The organism is Cellulomonas sp. P4_H12 (assembly GCF_056400905.1).
Map to the genome: position 1 here is coordinate 91,808 of NZ_JBFUKJ010000006.1, position 17,483 is coordinate 109,290.

Consider the following 17,483-nt stretch of genomic DNA (forward strand, 5'->3'; position numbering starts at 1 on the left):
GAAGACCCGATGGACACGCGCTACGAGTCCGTGAGCGACCTCGCCGACGCGTTGCGGCGGGCTGCCGCGGCGCACGGCGAGCACGAGGCCCGGACGGGCGAGGCGGACCCGGACTGGCCCGACTGGTACGCGCTCTACATGGTGCGTGAGCGCGCCGGCGAGGAGCTTCCGACGTGACCGCCGACTACGACGTGATCGTGCTCGGCGGCGGTTCGCCCGGCGAGCACTGCGCGGGCGCGCTGGCCGAGGGCGGGCTGCGCGTCGCCGTCGTCGAGCGGGAGCTGGTCGGCGGGGAGTGCTCGTACTGGGCGTGCATCCCGTCGAAGACGCTGCTGCGGCCGGGCGAGGCGGTGCACGCGGCACGCGAGGCCGCGGCGACGGCCGAGATCGACCTCGAGGCCGTCTTCGCCTGGCGCAACTTCCAGGTGTCGGACTACTCCGACGCCGGCCAGGAGACGTGGCTCGCGGACAACGGCATCGACCTGCTGCGGGGCGACGGACGGCTCGCCGGACCCGGTGCCGTGGAGGTCGACGGCGTGCGGCACACGGCCGACCACGTCGTGCTCGCCAACGGTGCGTCGCCGATCGTGCCACCGGTCCCCGGGCTGCGTGAGCTGGACGGCCTCTGGACCAGCCGCGAGGCCACCTCCATGACGGCTGTCCCGCGCCGCCTGCTCATCATGGGCGGCGGACCGGTCGGGGTGGAGATCGCGCAGGTGGTAAGTCGGCTCGGCGGGGAGGTGGTCCTGGTCGACCGGTCCGCGCACGTGCTCGGGCGGGAGCCCGCGCCGCTCGGTGAGGCGCTCGGCGAGGTCCTTCGGGGCGAGGGCATCGAGCTCGTGCTGTCGGCCGGTGTGGCCCGGGCACGGAGCGACCGGGACGACTACGTGCTCGAGCTCGACGACGGGCGGGAGCTGCGCGGCGACAAGCTGCTCGTCGCCACGGGACGGCGCCCGCGCGTGCACGACCTCGGCCTCGAGACCGTGGGCATCGAGCCGGACGACAAGGGCGTGCCCGTCGACGAGCACCTGCGCGTCGCCGACGGGCTGTGGGCGATCGGCGACGTGACCGGGCTGTGGCCGCTGACGCACGTCGGCAAGTACCAGGGCGACGTGGTCGCCGCGAACATCCTGGGCGAGGTGCGGGCCGCCAACTACGAGGCCGTGCCGCGGGTCACCTACACCGATCCGCAGGCAGCGGCCGTGGGCGCCGCGGAGGGCCGCTTCCAGGCGACCGTCCCGGTGTCCGGGGTGGCGAAGACGTCGACCTACACGCGCGCCTACGCCGAGAGCAACGGGTTCCTCACGCTCGTCAGCGACGGGGAGCGGCTGACCGGGGCGTACGCGCTGGGGCCCGAGGCGGGTGAGTGGCTCCAGCAGGCCACGCTCGCGATCCGGGCGCACGTCCCGGTGAAGGTCCTGGCCGACACGATCCAGCCGTTCCCGACGTTCTCGGAGATCTACGTCGGCGCGCTCAAGGCGCTGCTCGGCGAGATCGGCCGATGAGCCCGGCGATGCGCGAGCCCGCGCTGGCCGGGCAGACGGTCGTCGTGATCGGCGGCAGTGCAGGCATCGGCCTGGAGACGGCGCGGCTGGCCCGGGACGAGGGCGCCGACGTCGTCCTGACGGCTCGCGATCCCGGCCGGTTGCAGCGTGCCGCAGACGAGATCGGCGCGCGGAGCGTCTCCGCGTTCGACGCGAACGACCTGGCCGCGCTCGAGGCCTTCTTCGCAGGCCTGGACGGCCCCATCGACCACGTCATGGTGACCGCGGGTGCCCCGTACTACGCGCCGCTCGCCGACATGGTCTTCGAGGAGGCGCGCCACGCGCTGGCCGAGCACCCGATGGTGATGCTCGGGGTGGCACGCTACGCGCCGGCCACGATGCGCCCGGGCGGCACGCTGCTGTTCATGGGTGGCACGGGCGCCCGTCAGCCGGGCGTCGGCCTCGGCATCACCGCGGCGCTGACCGCGGCCCTGCCTGTCCTCGCGGCGAACCTCGCCCTCGAGATCGCTCCGGTGCGCGTCAACCTGATCGCCGCCGGTTTCGTCGACACCCCGCTGTCGGCGTCCCTGCTGGGCGACCACCTGGACGAGCGCCGCGACCAGCTGCGCGCCATCCTGCCGATCGGGCGCGTCGTCGGGCCGGCCGACGTCGCGGCGCTGGCGGTCCACGTCATGGCGAACACCGCCCTCACCGGGGCGACCTTCGACGTCGACGGTGGTCAGCAGCTGCTCCGGCGATAGCGCTGCTCAGAGGTCGAGCACCAGGTCCGTCGTCGGCCTGGCGGAGCAGATGAGCAGCTCGTCGTCGCCGGGCGGTTCCAGCGGCGGTGCCGCGTACGCCGCCGCGCCCGACAGCACCGCGGTCACGCACGTGTGGCAGACACCCGTGCGGCACGACCACTGCGTGGGCACGTCGCACGCCTCGGCCACCTCGAGCACGGAGCCGTACCGGTCCGACCAGCCGGCCGTGAGCCCGGACCGCGCGAACGTGACGGCCGGTCCGGTGCCGGGCGGCCCGGGCGGCTGGTGTGGCGGCGGCGCGTCCGCCGCGACGACGCCGGGATTGATCGCAGAGCGCGAGCCGAACCGCTCCGTGCGGATGCGGGAAGGGTCGAGCCCCGCCGCGGTGAGGGCGGCGACGATGTCGTCCATGAACTTCTCCGGGCCGCACACGAACGCCTCCGCGTCGGTCGGCAGGCCGAGGCCGGCGATCGCTTCCGCCGTGAGCCGTCCCGCCCGGGCACCGGCGGGCAGGGGACCGCTCGGGGTCGTGTAGGAGACCAGGCAGCGCGCCGCCGGGAGATGGGCGAGCAGGTCGGCGACCTCGGCGGAGAAGGCCTGGCTCTGCTGGTCGTGGGTCGTGTGGATCCACCACACCGGCCGCGTGCTGCCGCTCGTCGCGAGTCGGTGGAGCATCGCCAGGACCGGCGTCAGGCCGATGCCGGCGGAGACCAGCACCACCGGTCCGTCGCCGTCGTCGAGCACAAATGTGCCCCGCGGGGCCGCGACCTCGAGCCGGTCGCCGGGACGCAGGAGCGTGGCCAGGCGCGCGCTCACCGCGCCGTGTGGTTCACGCTTCACGCTGATCCGGTACTCGCCGCCGTCCGGGTCGCCCGACAGCGAGTACGTCCGCACGGGAGCGGGATCCCCGGCGCCCAGCACGCGCACGCTGAGGAACTGCCCCGGCGCGAACGCCGGCAGCGCCTCGTCCCCGGCCAGCACCAACGACGTCACTGTTGCGGTCTCGGCGACGACGCCCCTGACCGTCACCGTGCGGAAGCCCGACCACGAGGGCACGGGGGGGACGGCGACGCCGGCCGGGTGGACCTCGCCGGGGCCGGCGGCCAGCATGCTCCGGAACGAGTCGCGCCACCCGGGGCTCAGGGCCGGGATGTCGATGGCCGCCTCGAGCAGGCCAGGGTCGTGGCCCGGCAGGTAGAGAAGCCCGTCGACGTCGGCGACGCTCAGCGCGTGCGGGCCGCGCCTCGTGCGCACGACCGGGTCGCCGGCGGAGACGTGGCCCTCGGTCAGCACGCGCAGGTAGAAGCCCGGTCGGCGGTGGGCGACCAGCAGCGACGGCAGCTGCGGCTCTCCCATCCGCATGCCCACCCGGAAGCAGGTGACGCGTGGCTGCGTGACCTCGAACTCGGCCTCGCCGATGCGGTACCGGTCCCCGATGCAGACCTCGTCGTCGCCGAGCCCGTCCACCGTGAAGTTCTCGCCGAACGCCCCCGGCTCGAGGTCGTCGCGCCCGAGGTGCTCCTGCCAGTGCCGGTACGACTGGACCTGGTAGACGAGGATCGCCCGCTGCTCCCCGCCGTGACCCGCGAGGTCGCCCTGGCCGTCCCCGTCGATGTTGAGCCGGCGCACCATCCGCGGACCGGTCACCGGGCTCTTCCAGACGCCGGTGTGCACCGTCCGGCCCCGCCACGGCACGTCCTTGGGCAGGCCGACGTTCACCGAGACGAGCGTCGCCATCGGGCGGTCCGGGTCAGCCGGCACGGGTCGGGTCCGGTGCGTCGTCCTGTCCGCGGGCGTGCCGGACCTGTTCCGGGGACCACCGCTCCCAGCCGTGAAACGCGGAGACGTCGCCCGCGTCCCACGCCTCGCGCAGCCCCGGGGCGCTGAGATCCCAGTCGGGACGGACCTCGCTCGTGGCGGCGCGGAGGTCGCGCCAGAGGTCGTCGACGGACGGGCGGCCCCAGAACCAGTACCCGTTGTAGACGCTGTGGATCACGAGGCCCGGCTTCAGCACGAGGGTGTGCGGGATCATCGGGTCGTTCGTGGGGTCCGTGTACTCCTGGATGTCGAGGTCCTGCTGGACCACGCGGCCGGGGTCCGAGAGGAACGGCCAGTGGGCGCCGACCGAGGCGCGGAACTCCTGGAGGGTGTGGCGCTCGTCCGTCGCGATCGTGGCGACGCGCGTGTACGCCACCCCGAGCTTCGGCTGCATCGAGGCGAGCTCGAGGTGCTGCTGGTGCTCCTTGGGGCAGTAGTGCCCGCGGGCGAGCGTCAGGATCATCGGGTCGTCGCCCTGGATCTCGCTCAGCCGGCGCAGCTCGCCGGTGTGGTCGGGCAGCTCGTAGTCCGGGAAGACGCCGCCCGGCACGATGTCGGAACGCATGAGGTGCTCATCTCTGGTCGCACCGGATCTCCTGAGGACCGCTCCATCCTTCACCTGCCGCGGCCGGTGCGGGAGTCCCGCCGATCCCGGGTGAGGTCGGCGGTGTCGTCGGAGCCCGCGGCGTCCTAGCCTGGATCCGAGGTGATGGGTCGTGCGCGCAGAGGTCGGAGACAAGGTGGTCGTCCACGGGCGCACCGTCGGCGCGGTGTCGCGGACGGGCACGGTGGTGGAGGCGCGGGGGAGTGACGGCGGACCGCCGTTCCTCGTCCGGTACGAGGACGGGCACGAGGCGCTCGTGTTCCCCGGTCCCGACGTCCATGTGGAGCACCAGCCGCCCTCCTGACCAGCGGCCGCGGGTTCAGCGGTACTCGGGGTTCTCGAAGTCGAAGCGGATTCCGGCGTTCCACTCGGAGCGCTGGTTGCCGTACCCGGGTACGCCGCCCGCGTCGCGGAGCATCCGCGCCAGGTGCATGAGGTTCCAGGTCATGAAGGTCGTGTTGCGGTTGGTGAAGTCGTTCTCCGGCCCGCCACTGCCGGGGTCGAGGTAGGACGGGCCGGGCCCGGCCTCGCCGATCCAGCCCGCGTCGGCGTTCGGAGGGATCGTGTACCCGACGTGCTGGAGCGAGTACAGGATGTTCTGCGCGCAGTGCTTGATGCCGTCCTCGTTGCCGGTGATCAGGCAGCCGGCCACGCGTCCGTAGAACAGGTACTGGCCCTTGGCGTTGAGCTCGCCGGAGAGCGAGTAGATCCGCTCGATGAGCTTCTTGGTGATGCTGGAGTTGTCCCCCAGCCAGATCGGGCCGGCCACGACGAGGATGTCGCTGGCCACGATCCCGGGGTAGAGGTCGGGCCAGGCGTCGGTGGCCCAGCCGTGCACCCGCATGTCGGGGTAGACGCCCGTGGCGACGTCGTGGTCGACCAGCCGGAGCTCGTTCACCTCGACCCCGTGCTTGCGCATGATCGCGGCGCTCGCGTCGACGAGGCCCTGGGTGTGACTGAGCTCCGGGCTGCGCTTGAGCGTGCAGTTGACGTACGTGGCGGTCAGGCCTGTGAAGTCGGGGACCGGGGTGGACATCGGGTTCTCCTCTGCGGTGCGTGGCGATCGGGGGCTTGACAAGGGTCCTCCTGCGGTCCACGATCGTCGCGTTGCAAAACGATTTGCACACGCGCGATGGAGCGAGGGAGGCGACGATGCCGCAGAGCCGGGCAACCATCAAGGACGTGGCGGCCGCGGCCGGGGTGTCGATCACCACCGTCTCCCACGCGCTGAGCGACAACCGCGTGGCTCGGGTCGCGCCGGCGACTCGCGACCGGGTGCGGGCGGTCGCCGCGGACCTCGGGTACGCGGCGGACGCGGTAGCCCGGACGATGCGCACGCAGCGCTCGCAGTCCGTGGGCTTCATCTCCGACGAGATCGCGACCACGCCGTTCGCGGGGCACCTCATCCACGGGGCGCAGGACGCGCTCCGCGCGAGGGCGAGCGTGCTGCTCGTGGCGACCACCGAGTACCACGAGGACGTCGAGCGGCAGGCGATCAAGGCGCTGCAGGACCGGCGTGTCGACGGCATGCTCTACGCCGCGATGTACCACCGCGTCGTCGCGCTGCCCGAGGCGCTGGTCGGATCGCCCGTCGTCGTCGTCAACGCGCGCACGCAGGACGCGGACACCTCCTGGGTGGTGCCGGACGAGGTGCGCGGCGGGTGGGACGCGGCGGACCTGCTCCTCGCGGCCGGCCACCGCCGGATCGCCATGATCAACAACGTCGACGACATCCCCGCACGTCATGGTCGCGAGCAGGGCTTCCGGGCGCGGTGCGCGGAGGCCGGGCTGCCCGCGGCCGACGTCGTGGTCGAGCACAGCGTCGCGGTCGCCCAGGGCGGCTACGAGGCGGCCGTTCGCCTGCTGCGCGGCCCGGACGCGCCGACCGGTCTGTTCTGCTTCAACGACCGGATGGTCATGGGGGCCTATCGCGCCGCGGCCGAGCTCGGGCTGACGATCCCGACCGACCTGTCCGTGGTCGGGTTCGACGACCTCGAGCTGATCTCCGACGGGCTGTACCCGGGCGTCACGACGCTGGCGCTGCCCCACTACGAGATGGGCGTCTGGGCCGTCGACCAGCTGTACGCCCAGATCGACGCTCCGGCCGGCACGACGGTGCCCGCCAGGACCGAACAGCTCCGGTGCGCGGTGATCCACCGCGCATCGGTGACGTCGCCCCCTCCGTGAGGAGGGGACGACGCCTGCCACCGCCCGCGTGTTGGAGCACGCGAGGCCGGATCCCTATCAGGACCCATCAGTGACAACGGAGGAAAACGTGGCTCACCGAAGCATCCGTCGCCTCACGGCGGCCAGTCTAGCGATCGGCGCACTCGCGCTCACCGGGGCATGCTCCAGCTCGGGCGGCGGCTCGTCGTCGGGGGGCGAGATCGAGCTCTGGACGCACAACGGCGGCAACGAGGCCGAGCTCGGTGTCGTGAACCGCATCGTCAAGGACTTCAACGCCAGCCAGGACAAGTACACCGTCAAGGTGCAGTCCTTCCCGCAGGACTCCTACAACGACGCGGTCGTCGCGGCGGCGTCGGCGAAGAAGCTGCCGTGCATCGTGGACATCGACGCGCCCAACGTGCCGAACTGGGCCTGGGCCGGCTACCTGGCGCCGCTCGACCTGCCGGAGAGCACCTGGGACGGGCAGCTGCCGACCACCATCGGCACCATCGACGACAAGGTCTACTCCTACGGCTTCTACGACGTCGCGCTGGCCATGTTCGCCCGCCCGTCGGTGCTCCAGGCCGCCGGCGTCCGGGTGGCCACGACCGATCAGCCGTGGACCAAGGACGAGTTCGACGACGCGCTCACCAAGCTCAAGGGCGCCGGCAGCTGGTCGTACCCGCTCGACCTCGGCACCGGGGGAGGCGGCGAGTGGATCCCCTACGCGTACTCGCCGTTCCTGCAGAGCTTCGGCGGCGACCTGATCGACCGGACGGACTACCAGAGCGCCGACGGCGTGCTCAACGGGCCGGAGGCCGTCGACTGGGCCACGTGGTTCCAGGGTCTGGTCAGCAACGGCGACATGTCCGCGAAGTCGGGGGAGGACGCGACCGCTGACTTCGTCAACGGCAAGAGCGCGATCCTCTACTCCGGCAGCTGGGCCAACGACACCGTGCGCAAGGCCTTCGGGGACGACGTCGCCGTCATGCCCCCGCCGGACCTGGGCCAGGGGCCGAAGATCGGCGGCGGCTCGTGGCAGTGGGGCATGACGGGTCAGTGCGACGACACGGACGCCGCGCAGGCCTACCTGGAGTTCGCGCACCAGACGAAGTACTTCGTCGACTTCGCGACGACGCTCGGCCTGGTCCCCGCGACCGACGAGGCGGCTGCCCAGGTGCCCGCCTACGCCCCGGGCGGCGCCAGCGAGATCTACCGCACCCTCGCCAAGGACTACGCCCTGGTGCGCCCGGTCACGCCCGCCTACCCGATCATCTCCTCGGTCTTCCAGAAGGCGACCCAGGACATCCTCTCCGGCGGTGACGTCCAGACGATCCTCGACAAGGCCGTCAAGGACATCGACGCCGACATCAAGCAGAACGGCGGCTACGAGTACTGACGCCGCCCCGGCGGGCCGGTGGCGCTCAGCCGCCATCGGCCCGCCGGACCCCACCCGAAAGGGCCCGCCATGGTCTCCACGACTCCGCTCGCGCCCGGGAACGACCCCGTAGCGCTGGCTCCCACCCGACGCCCGACGCGTCGCCCCTCTGCCGGCGGTCAGCGCCGAGCACGCTCCACCCGATCGCACGAAGCCCGCACCGCCGCCTGGATGGTGGGTCCCGCGGGGATCCTCCTGGTCCTGTTCCTGGTGGTGCCGGTGGGTCTCGCCTTCGTCCTCGCGTTCACCAACGCCCGGCTGATCTCACCCCGACCCGCGGAGTTCATCGGGTTCGACAACTTCGCCAACCTGTTCACCGACTCGGTGTTCTGGGCGTCGCTGCGCAACACCCTGTTCTTCGCGGTGGTCGTCGTGCCGGTCCAGGCCGGCTTCGGCCTCGTGCTCGCGCTGCTGGTCAACGCCAAGGTCCGCGGGACGAACTTCTTCCGGACGATGTACTTCGTCCCCGTCGTCACGTCGATCGTCGTGATCTCGCTGCTCTGGAAGTTCCTGTACCAGCTCGACGGCCTGCTCAACCAGGTGCTCGTGCGCGTCACGTTCGGGCACTTCACGCCGATCGACTGGTTGAACGACCCGTCCACGGCGTTGCCCGCGATCATGCTGATGTCCATCTGGCAGGCCGTCGGCTTCCACATGATCATCTGGCTGGCCGGCCTGCAGACCATCCCTGCCGAGCTGTACGAGGCGGGAGACCTGGACGGGGCCACGGGCTGGCAGCGGTTCCGCTACATCACCTGGCCCGGCCTGCTGGCCACCCGGACGTTCATCCTCATCACCATCACGATCTCCGCGCTCAGCCTGTTCTCGCAGGTCAACGTGATGACGCAGGGTGGCCCGCTGGACTCGACCACGACGCTCGTCTTCATGGCCGTCCGCACCGGCTACCAGCAGCTCGCCACCGGGTACGCCTCGGCGATCTCGCTCGTGTTCTTCGTGCTCGTCCTCACCGTGGCCGCGATCCAGCGGTTCCTGACCCGGGAGAAGGTCTGACATGGCCGCGCTCACCGACTCACCGACGGGCGTGCAGCCCGCCGCAGCTCCCGCGAGCAAGGGCAGGGCCGCGACCGGCCGTCGGCGATCCGTCGTGGTCACCGCGGCCCGCGTGCTCCTCGTGCTCGTCTTCGTCCTGCCGCTGCTCTTCATGTTCGTGTCGTCCCTCAAGCCGGACCTGCAGATCTTCGCCGACATGACGAACTGGCGCGCCTTCGTGCCGGTCGGGGACATCTCGTTCGCCAACTACGCCGGCGTGTTCGACCGCGTGCCGTTCTTGCGCTTCCTGGTCAACTCGATCGGGATCTCCGCGCTCACCGTCGTGCTCGGCATCTTCGTGAACAGCCTCGCGGCGTTCGCGCTGTCCCGGCTCCGGTGGCGGGGGCAGCAGCTCGTGCTCACTGCGATCATCGCCACGCTCATCGTCCCGTTCGAGACGCTGGCGCTGCCGCTCGTCTGGTGGGTGAACAAGCTCCCGTCCCTGCAGCTCGACGGGTTCCACCTGGCGCTGACCACCGGCTGGATCGACACCTACCAGGTGCAGGTCATCCCGTTCATCGCCAACGCGTTCTCGATCTACCTCTTCTACCAGTACTTCTCGAGCATCCCGCGCGAGCTGGACGAGGCGGCGCGCATGGACGGTGCGGGCTGGTTCCGCATCTACCGCAACGTCGTGATGCCGTTGTCCGGCCCGGCGATCGCGACCGTCGCGATCCTCACGTTCCTGCCGGCGTGGAACTCCTACCTGTGGCCACTCATGGTCGTCCAGAGCGAGGAGCTGCGGCCCGTCATGGTCGGTATCCAGTACTTCTTCCAGCTCAACGTCGCCTGGGGTCAGGTCATGGCCTACGCCTCGATGATCACGCTCCCCGTCCTCGCGCTGTTCCTCGCGTTCCAGCGCTCGTTCATCAACAGCATCGCCTCGAGCGGTGTGAAGGGTTAGGCATGTTCCTCCTTCCTGACGTCTGGACCTGGGACGCGTGGTTCGTCGACGACGGCCACCAGTTCCACGCCTTCTACCTCAAGGCCTCCCGCGCGCTCGGCGACCCGCACCRCAGGCACGACCGCGCCACGGTCGGCCACGCCGTCTCGGACGACCTGCGGACGTGGACGGAGGTCGCCGACGCGCTCGTCCCCAGCGACGGGCCGGGCTTCGACGACCTCGCCATCTGGACCGGTTCCGTGGTGCACGGACCGGACGGCGTGTGGCGGATGTTCTACACCGGCCGCACCCGGGACGAGCCGGGAATGCGACAGCGGGTCGGAGTCGCCCTCTCCGACGACCTGGTCAGCTGGCGGGCCGATCCCGACCAGTCGCCGGTGGTGGCCGACGGCGCCTACTACGAGCTGTTCGGCGACTCGGAGTGGGACAACGAGACGTGGCGCGACCCGTGGGTGTTCCCGGACCCGGGCGGCCGGGGCTGGCACATGCTCGTCACCGCGCGAGCCCGCCAGGGTGACCTGCGGCAGCGCGGGGTCATCGGGCACGCCACGTCGAGCGACCTGCGGACCTGGCGTGTCCAGCCCCCGCTGAGCGAACCCGAGAACGGCTTCGGACAGCTCGAGGTCCTCCAGGTGGTCCAGGTCGAGGGACGCGGCGTGCTGCTGTTCAGCTGCCTGGACGGTGAGCTTGCCGACGAACGCCGCGCGACCGACCCCGGTGGCGGCATCTGGAGCCTGCCGGTCGACGACCTCACCGGGCCGTTCGACGTCGGTCGTGCCACGCGGCTGACGGACAGCTCGCTGTACGCCGGGCGTCTCGTCCAGGACCGGTCGGGGACGTGGAACCTCCTGGCGTTCGCCAACCACGACGAGTCGGGCGACTTCGTGGGCGGGCTGTGCGACCCGATCCCCGTGGCGTGGAGCGGTGACGCGCTCACGTGCGAGCGCACGCCCGCGCCGCTGCCGTCGGCCGTCTAGGTCGGAACGACGAGCCGAGGCCGTGGACGTACGGCCTCGGCTCGCCTGCGCCCGGGTATCACGCCGCGGTGGTCCCCGCTCCTGACTGTCACGGGACTAGCAGGGGGAGCGCATCATGGCTGAGAAGAGCACGGAGAAGAAGCAGGTCATCAACGTCGCCCGCACGCAGTGGCGCGGCGACGACGTCGCCTACCGCGTCGGCCGGGTGATCGCGAAGGTCAAGGTCGAGCGCGGGAAGCCCGACCCCGAACGGGTCCGTCGGATCGCCGACGAGCTGGCCGGCGAGCTGCCGGACGCCCGCGTGCTCCGCGTCTCGGCGGGAACGGGCACGATCGTGCTCACGGTGCCCGACGACACCGACGTCGTCGCGGCCGCCGAGCAGCTCGCGCGCCGGGGCGACGTGGTCTTCGCCGGGCCGGACCGGGTGACGTCGGTGACGGTCACGCCGAGCGACTCCCGCTACGCGGAGCAGTGGGGGTTCCCGAAGATCAAGGCTGACCAGGCGTGGGACCACCAGACGGGCGCCGCCGGGGTGCTGGTGGCCGACATCGACACCGGGATCAGCTTCGCGGGCGGCGCACTGACCCACCCCGACCTCGACGACGCCGGGCGGTACACCCTCGGCACCGACTTCGTCAGCGACGACACGACGCCGCAGGACGCGCACGGCCACGGCACGCACACCGCCGGCACCGCGGCCGCCGAGTCGAACAACGGCGTCGGCGTCGCGGGCATGAACTGGGTGTCACCCGTCTACGTCTGCCGGGTCTTCGACGCGTCGGGCAACGGCTCGGAGGCCGACTTCGAGGCCGCCGTCGAGGAGATCGTCGACTACGCCGTCGCGCACAGCCTGCGCGCGGTCATCAACCTGAGCGCCGGCTGGTTCACGGACAACCAGGTGCTGCGCGACGCCTGTGCCTACGCGCACGACCACGGGATGGTGCTCTGCGTGGCGACGGGCAACGAGGGCGGCACGCTGCGGACTCCCGCGATCCACTCGGCGGACTTCGCGGGCGTGATCGCCGTGGGTGCGACGGACAGCGCCGACGCGGTCGCCGGCTTCTCCAACGTCGGGCCGGCCGTGAGCGTGGTGGCCCCGGGCGTCGGCATCCTGTCCACCTTCCCGACGTACGACGTCACCGGCGACACCGTGCACGACTACGTCTCGTGGGACGGCACCTCGATGGCCACCCCGCACGTGACCGGCCTGGCCTCGCTGGTCTGGAGCCAGGTGCCGCAGCTGACCAACGAGCAGGTGCGCGACGTCGTGTGCAACACGGCGGTCAAGCTGGGCGCGGGCGACTTCGACAACTCCTGGGGCCACGGCAGGATCGACGCCCTCGACGCCGTGCTCAAGGCCGGCTGGGCGCTGACTCCCCGGCAGCTGAACCTCACGTTCCTCGACGTGCCCGAGGGGGAGACCCAGCTGCGCGCGATCCGCATCGACGTGCAGAGCTTCCACCAGACGGCGTTCGAGATGTCCGTGCTCCCCGGAGCGCCGTTCTCGATGCACAACTACTCGGGGCCGGTCACGCTGGGGAAGTCCACCGACTACGACACCCCGCGCGAGGTCTACCTCTGGGTCCGCTACACCGGCACGACCGCGGGCGCCACGGCCACCGGCACGGCGGAGGTCACCTGCACGACGACCGGCGCGGTGTACCCCGTCACCATCACGGCGAACACGATCGCCCGCCCGACCGCGGCGATGGCGCTCGTCCTCGACCAGTCGGGCAGCATGCTCGACCCGTCGGGCGTCGGGACGATGACCCGCGAGCAGGTGCTGCGCTTCTCGGCGGGGATCTTCGTCGACTACGTGCGCGAGCACAACGGGGTCGGCATGGTCACCTTCGACCAGGACGCGCACGACCTGCTCACGCCGGTCGCCGGTCCGTTCGGGGCCCCGGACGACCCCTTCGACGCGGCCCGGACCAGCGCCCGCACGGCGCTCGGCACCTACGCGGCCAACCCGGCCGGATCGACCGCGATCGGCGACGGGATCGGCGCCGGGCACGACCTGATCACCGCGGCGGCCGGCTACCAGAAGAACGCGATCGTCGTGTTCACGGACGGCAAGGAGACCGCGTCGCGGTACATCGCCGACGTCGCCTCCCTCATCGACAACCAGGTGTTCGCGGTGGGCCTCGGGACGGCGAGCGAGCTCAACCCCGCAGCCCTGCGCGCGATCTGCCACGACCACGACGGGTACGTCCTGCTCACGGACCAGCTGGACGCCGACGACACCTTCAAGCTGGCGAAGTACTTCCTGCAGATCCAGGCAGGGGTCAACAACGAGGACGTCGTCGTCGACCCCGACGGCTACGTCGCACCGGGCGCCGTCGTGCGCATCCCGTTCATCCTCAGCGAGGCGGACATCTCCGTCGACCCGATCGTGCTCATGCCGATGCAGGACCTGCTGCAGGTGGCCGTCGAGACGCCGCAGGGCGACCTCATCGACCCGGCGAACGTCGGCTCGTTCCCGACCGTCCAGAAGGTCGACCGACCGAACATCTCGTACTACCGGATGACGCTGCCGGTGCAGGACGGGGTGTCCGTCAACGCCCAGGAGGGCACGTGGAACCTCGTGCTGACCGTCGACAAGGCGCGCTACAAGAAGTACCTGTCCGGCCTGCGCGACGGCCACCAGGAGGAGTTCGCCGAGGCGGTGGCGCACGGCGTGAAGTTCACCGCGATGGTCCACTCGTTCTCGAACCTGCGGATGGTGGCCACCCTGACCCAGGACGGCAACGAGCCGGGCGCGTCCCTCTACCTCCGGGCCAGGCTCACCGAGTACGGCGAGCCGCTCCCGACCCACACGAGCGTCCGGGCCGAGCTCCTGGCACCCGACGGATCGACCAGCACCGTCACGCTGTCGCCCGTCGGCGGCGCCGTCTACGAGGCCACCGTTCCGGCCCACCTGGCCGGCATCTACCGGTTCGTCGTCGGCGCCGCCGGCACGACGTCGCGCAGCAGGCCGTTCACGCGGCAGCAGGTGGTCACGGGGGCCGTCTGGCGTGGCGGCAACGACCCGGACCCGACCAGCGACCCGGGCCGGCCCGGCACAGGGACCGGCGACGCGTGCCACCTCCTGCGCTGCGCGGCCCGCGCGATGAGCCCGGAGCTGCGCAAGCGGCTGCAGGAGTCGGGCTTCTCCGTCGACGCGTTCCTGAAGTGCACCTGCGGGTGAACGCGCGTCACTCGGGCGAGGGATCAAGCCGGGCGAGTCCGGCGTCGATGCACAGGGATGGCCTTCGGTCCTACGCAGAACTACGACGACGTCAGTCTTGGCGTGTGGAAGGGCCGTCCGATCCTGGCGGCGGCCGTCCGGACGCTGATCGCCGCCGTCCCGGTGCTGCTCTCCGTGGGACTTGGCCTCGCGGCCCTGCACTGGTTCCCGCCGCGCCGACTCGGCGTGAACCCGTGGCTGTGGCTGCTGGTCGAGCTCGCCTGCGCGACGCTCGTGCTGGTCGTCGCGACGCGCACTGCCCGCCGGCTCGTGCCCCTGGCGACGTTGCTCCGGCTGACGTCCTACTTCCCCGACCGGGCCCCGTCACGGCTCGCGGTGGCGATGAACCACTACTCGCCGCGGGCGCTGCAGGCCGGGTCGGGGAGCCGGTTCGCGCGCCGGCGCGAGCTGCGTCCACGAGACGTGCACGCCGCGCGGATCCTGAACCTCGTCGCGGCGATCGGTGACCACGAGCCGCTTACGCGTGGCCACTCGGAGCGGGTCCAGGCCTACGCGGCTCTCATCGGCAAGGAGCTCGGCCTCTCCGAGGAGGACGCCGCCAAGCTCAGCTGGGCGGCGCTGCTGCACGACGTGGGCAAGCTGCGCGTCCCGACGAGCGTCCTGAGCAAGCCCGGACAACCCACCGCGGGGGAGTGGGCCGTGCTCGCCGGCCACCCCGAGGCCGGGATGCAGATCGCCGGCCCGCTGCGCGAGTGGCTCGGTCCCTGGCTGGACGTGATCGGACAGCACCACGAGCGCTGGGACGGCGGGGGCTACCCGGCCGGTCTTGCCGGCGAGTCGATCAGCCGTGGCGCGCGCATCGTCGCCGTCGCCGACGCGTACGACGTGATCACGTCAGTACGCTCGTACAAGAAGCCTCTGTCCGCGTCGGCGGCGCGGGCAGAGCTCGCGCGGTGCGCGGGCGAGCAGTTCGACCCGCAGGTGGTCCGGGCGTTCCTCGCCATCGGCCTGGGCCGGCTCCGCCGGGTCGCCGGCCCGTTGGGCGTCCTCTCGGTCCTGCCCGGGCTTCCCTCCTTCGCCGCCGACCTCCCGTCCGCCGTGCAGCGGCTGGCCGCGGCGGGCGCTCTGCAGAGCGCGGGCGCGGTGGGCCTCGTGCTGTCGGTGACGACCCTGACCGCCGGCGGTGCACTGGCGGGCGTCCCGTCGCCGCCTGCGCCGCCCATCGCCGTCCCCGCCGAGCAGTCCGTCACCGCTCCTGGTGCCGAGGGCGCCGGCGGCGCCTCGGCGGACCTCGTCGTCGCGCCGACCTCCGCGGCCGCCGCACCCGACGCACCCGAGGAACCCCGCGCGGTGGACGCGGCGCAGCCGGCCGACGAGGTCGACGAGCCGCAGGCCGCGCCGGCGCCGATCAGCGTGCCGGCGCCGGTCGCGTCGACGGACGCGTCCGGAGCAGCGCCGGCGCCCACGCCCACGCCCGACCCCGACGCCCCCGCAGCCACGGACGACGACGGCAACAAGGGCAAGGGCAGCAAGGACGGCCAGGGGGGCAACAAGGGCAAGGGAGGCGGCGAGGAGGACACGTCGGGGTGACGACGGGCGCACCACCGCGGACCGCGAGCCCGTGTCGGCGGTCGCTGGAACCATGCCGCCATGAAGATCACGAAGCAGATCACCGTGTTCGACGCCGCCGACCTCACCGCTGAGAGCACCTTCTGGGCCGGCCTCCTCGGGGGGACGGTCGACGCGGAGGACGACTGGCACACGGTCTCGGTCGACGGCCGGCCGCACCTGGGGTTCCAGCTCGCGCCGAACCACGTCCAGCCCGACTGGCCGGACGGCGAGCCGCAGCAGATCCACCTCGACCTGTACGTCGAGGACGTGGCGTCCGCCCACGAGGAGGCGGTCGCGCTCGGCGCCCGGTTGCTGCAGGCGGCGGACCTCACGGCCGCCCACGGGTTCCAGGTGTACGCGGACCCGGCGGGTCACCCGTTCTGCCTCTGCTGGGGCTGACGCTCGGAGCGCCGCCCGACGTCACGCCCGGGGCAGGGAGCTCTGTCGGGCGATGAGCCGGGGAGGCAGGACGATCGTGGAGTGCTCGTGCGGCCCGGTCCCGTGCGCGGCCTCCTCCTGGAGGAGCATCGCGCCCAGGCGCCCGACGTCGTCGCCGGGCTGTGCGATCGTCGAGATCGGGATCGGGCTGTCCCAGGCGGCCTGGTTGTTGTCGTAGCCGACGATGGCCACGTCCTCGGGGACCCGGACGTCGGTGGCGGCCGACAGGGCCTGGACGATGCCTGCCGCCAGGAGGTCGGACGCCGCGAAGATCCCGTCGACCTCGCCGGCGGCAACCCGTGGCGCCAGCTGGGTGCCCGCCGCCCAGCCGTCCGACCGGTTGATCCACTCGGGCGTCAGCACCTCGGAGGTCACCTCGGGGTGCTCACCGACGGCGCGGTGGAAGCCCTTGCCGCGGTCGACGACGGGCTGGAGCTCGTAGGGGCCGCCGACGAAGACCAGCTTGCGGCGGCCGGTCTCGATGAGGTGCTTGGCCGCGAGGTAGCCCCCGAGCGCGTTGTCGACGTCGACGCTGCAGTACTGCGACGGGGGAGCGCTGAAGTTGAGCAGCACCAGCGGGATCCCGGCCGGTGCGCGCCGCGAGACGGCCGCGAAGTGGGCGGCGTCGTTGAGCGTCATCAGCACGCCGGTGACGCGCGACTCCGCGAACATGGTCAGGTAGCTCGACTCGCGCTCGATCTTGGCGTCGCTGTTGGCGATGAGCAGGGTGAGTCCGCCTTGTTCGGCGCCGTTCTCCGCACCGCGCGCGATGTCGACGAACAACGAGTTGCTCAGGTCCGAGACGATGAGACCGATCGACCGTGACGACCCGAACTTCAGCGAGCGGGCCGCCGTGTTCGGGACGTACCCGAGCATCGCCATGGCGCGCTCGACGCGCTCCCGGGTCGCGGCCGCGACCTTGTCGGGGTGGTTGAGCACGTTCGAGACCGTGCCCAGCGACACCCCGGCGAGGGAGGCGACGTCGTCGACGCTGGGTCGCGACCTGGACCCGGAGCGGTTCGGCTGGTCTCGGGGAGGCACCGAT

The 17,483-nt window shown here is 71.8% G+C and carries 16 protein-coding genes; 12 read left to right on the forward strand and 4 right to left on the reverse strand.

The features are described 5' to 3' along the window. Positions 1 to 9 precede the first annotated feature (9 nt). The 3 genes from AC1DQC_RS05185 to AC1DQC_RS05195 are packed head-to-tail and all read left to right on the forward strand — an operon-like array spanning position 10 to position 2,245. Positions 10 to 177 carry a hypothetical protein gene (locus AC1DQC_RS05185; protein ID WP_477050152.1) on the forward strand — a complete coding sequence of 56 codons (168 nt, stop codon included), beginning with the start codon at positions 10 to 12 and terminating at the stop codon, positions 175 to 177. Next, positions 174 to 1,505: a dihydrolipoyl dehydrogenase family protein gene (locus tag AC1DQC_RS05190; protein WP_477050153.1), complete on the forward strand. Its 1,332-nt coding sequence runs from the start codon at positions 174 to 176 to the stop codon at positions 1,503 to 1,505. The genes AC1DQC_RS05185 and AC1DQC_RS05190 overlap by 4 nt, the downstream gene beginning before the upstream one ends. Further along, entirely contained in the window at positions 1,502 to 2,245 is a 744-nt protein-coding gene (locus AC1DQC_RS05195) for an SDR family oxidoreductase (protein WP_477050154.1), read from the forward strand. Before AC1DQC_RS05190 ends, AC1DQC_RS05195 begins: the two co-directional genes overlap by 4 nt. Before the next feature lie 6 nt (positions 2,246 to 2,251). On the opposite strand, the gene AC1DQC_RS05200 is transcribed toward AC1DQC_RS05195, so the two are convergent. Continuing rightward, positions 2,252 to 3,982 carry an MOSC domain-containing protein gene (locus AC1DQC_RS05200; protein ID WP_477050155.1) on the reverse strand — a complete coding sequence of 577 codons (1,731 nt, stop codon included), beginning with the start codon at positions 3,980 to 3,982 and terminating at the stop codon, positions 2,252 to 2,254. 13 nt (positions 3,983 to 3,995) lie between these two features. Continuing rightward, the gene (locus tag AC1DQC_RS05205; RefSeq protein WP_477050156.1) at positions 3,996 to 4,628 is read right to left on the reverse strand and encodes a redoxin domain-containing protein; all 633 of its coding nucleotides are present in this window, start codon (positions 4,626 to 4,628) and stop codon (positions 3,996 to 3,998) included. Between the two features lie 151 nt (positions 4,629 to 4,779). On the opposite strand from AC1DQC_RS05205, the gene AC1DQC_RS05210 reads away from it, so the two are divergent. Next, complete coding sequence (locus AC1DQC_RS05210) at positions 4,780 to 4,971, forward strand: DUF1918 domain-containing protein (protein ID WP_477050157.1); 192 nt, start codon at positions 4,780 to 4,782, stop codon at positions 4,969 to 4,971. A gap of 15 nt (positions 4,972 to 4,986) precedes the next feature. Here the strand turns inward: AC1DQC_RS05210 and AC1DQC_RS05215 are convergent, their stop codons facing one another. Next, positions 4,987 to 5,703 carry a flavodoxin family protein gene (locus AC1DQC_RS05215; RefSeq protein ID WP_477050158.1) on the reverse strand — a complete coding sequence of 239 codons (717 nt, stop codon included), beginning with the start codon at positions 5,701 to 5,703 and terminating at the stop codon, positions 4,987 to 4,989. 116 nt (positions 5,704 to 5,819) lie between these two features. Between AC1DQC_RS05215 and AC1DQC_RS05220 the strand changes: the two genes are divergently transcribed. The 8 genes from AC1DQC_RS05220 to AC1DQC_RS05255 all read left to right on the forward strand — a co-directional run bounded on the left by AC1DQC_RS05220 (position 5,820) and on the right by AC1DQC_RS05255 (position 16,399). Further along, positions 5,820 to 6,854, forward strand: a complete 1,035-nt coding sequence (locus AC1DQC_RS05220; RefSeq protein WP_477050159.1) for a LacI family DNA-binding transcriptional regulator — start codon at positions 5,820 to 5,822, stop codon at positions 6,852 to 6,854. An 88-nt stretch (positions 6,855 to 6,942) separates the two neighbouring features. Beyond that, positions 6,943 to 8,232, forward strand: a complete 1,290-nt coding sequence (locus tag AC1DQC_RS05225) for an ABC transporter substrate-binding protein (protein WP_477050160.1) — start codon at positions 6,943 to 6,945, stop codon at positions 8,230 to 8,232. A gap of 210 nt (positions 8,233 to 8,442) precedes the next feature. Next, positions 8,443 to 9,282: a carbohydrate ABC transporter permease gene (locus tag AC1DQC_RS05230; RefSeq protein WP_477050161.1), complete on the forward strand. Its 840-nt coding sequence runs from the start codon at positions 8,443 to 8,445 to the stop codon at positions 9,280 to 9,282. A 1-nt stretch (position 9,283) separates the two neighbouring features. Next, complete coding sequence (locus AC1DQC_RS05235) at positions 9,284 to 10,225, forward strand: carbohydrate ABC transporter permease (protein WP_477050162.1); 942 nt, start codon at positions 9,284 to 9,286, stop codon at positions 10,223 to 10,225. 2 nt (positions 10,226 to 10,227) lie between these two features. Then, positions 10,228 to 11,202: a glycosyl hydrolase family 32 gene (locus AC1DQC_RS05240; protein ID WP_477050163.1), complete on the forward strand. Its 975-nt coding sequence runs from the start codon at positions 10,228 to 10,230 to the stop codon at positions 11,200 to 11,202. A 115-nt stretch (positions 11,203 to 11,317) separates the two neighbouring features. Next, positions 11,318 to 14,389, forward strand: coding sequence for a S8 family serine peptidase (locus AC1DQC_RS05245; RefSeq protein WP_477050164.1), 3,072 nt, complete (start codon positions 11,318 to 11,320; stop codon positions 14,387 to 14,389). 57 nt (positions 14,390 to 14,446) lie between these two features. Then, on the forward strand, positions 14,447 to 15,979 hold the full coding sequence (locus tag AC1DQC_RS05250) for an HD-GYP domain-containing protein (RefSeq protein ID WP_477050165.1): 1,533 nt from the start codon (positions 14,447 to 14,449) through the stop codon (positions 15,977 to 15,979). A gap of 60 nt (positions 15,980 to 16,039) precedes the next feature. Continuing rightward, on the forward strand, positions 16,040 to 16,399 hold the full coding sequence (locus AC1DQC_RS05255) for a VOC family protein (protein WP_477050166.1): 360 nt from the start codon (positions 16,040 to 16,042) through the stop codon (positions 16,397 to 16,399). A 21-nt stretch (positions 16,400 to 16,420) separates the two neighbouring features. Here the strand turns inward: AC1DQC_RS05255 and AC1DQC_RS05260 are convergent, their stop codons facing one another. After that, positions 16,421 to 17,479 (reverse strand): LacI family DNA-binding transcriptional regulator, encoded by a 1,059-nt coding sequence (locus AC1DQC_RS05260; RefSeq protein ID WP_477050167.1) that lies wholly within the window; start codon positions 17,477 to 17,479, stop codon positions 16,421 to 16,423. Between the last annotated feature and the right edge of the window lie 4 nt (positions 17,480 to 17,483).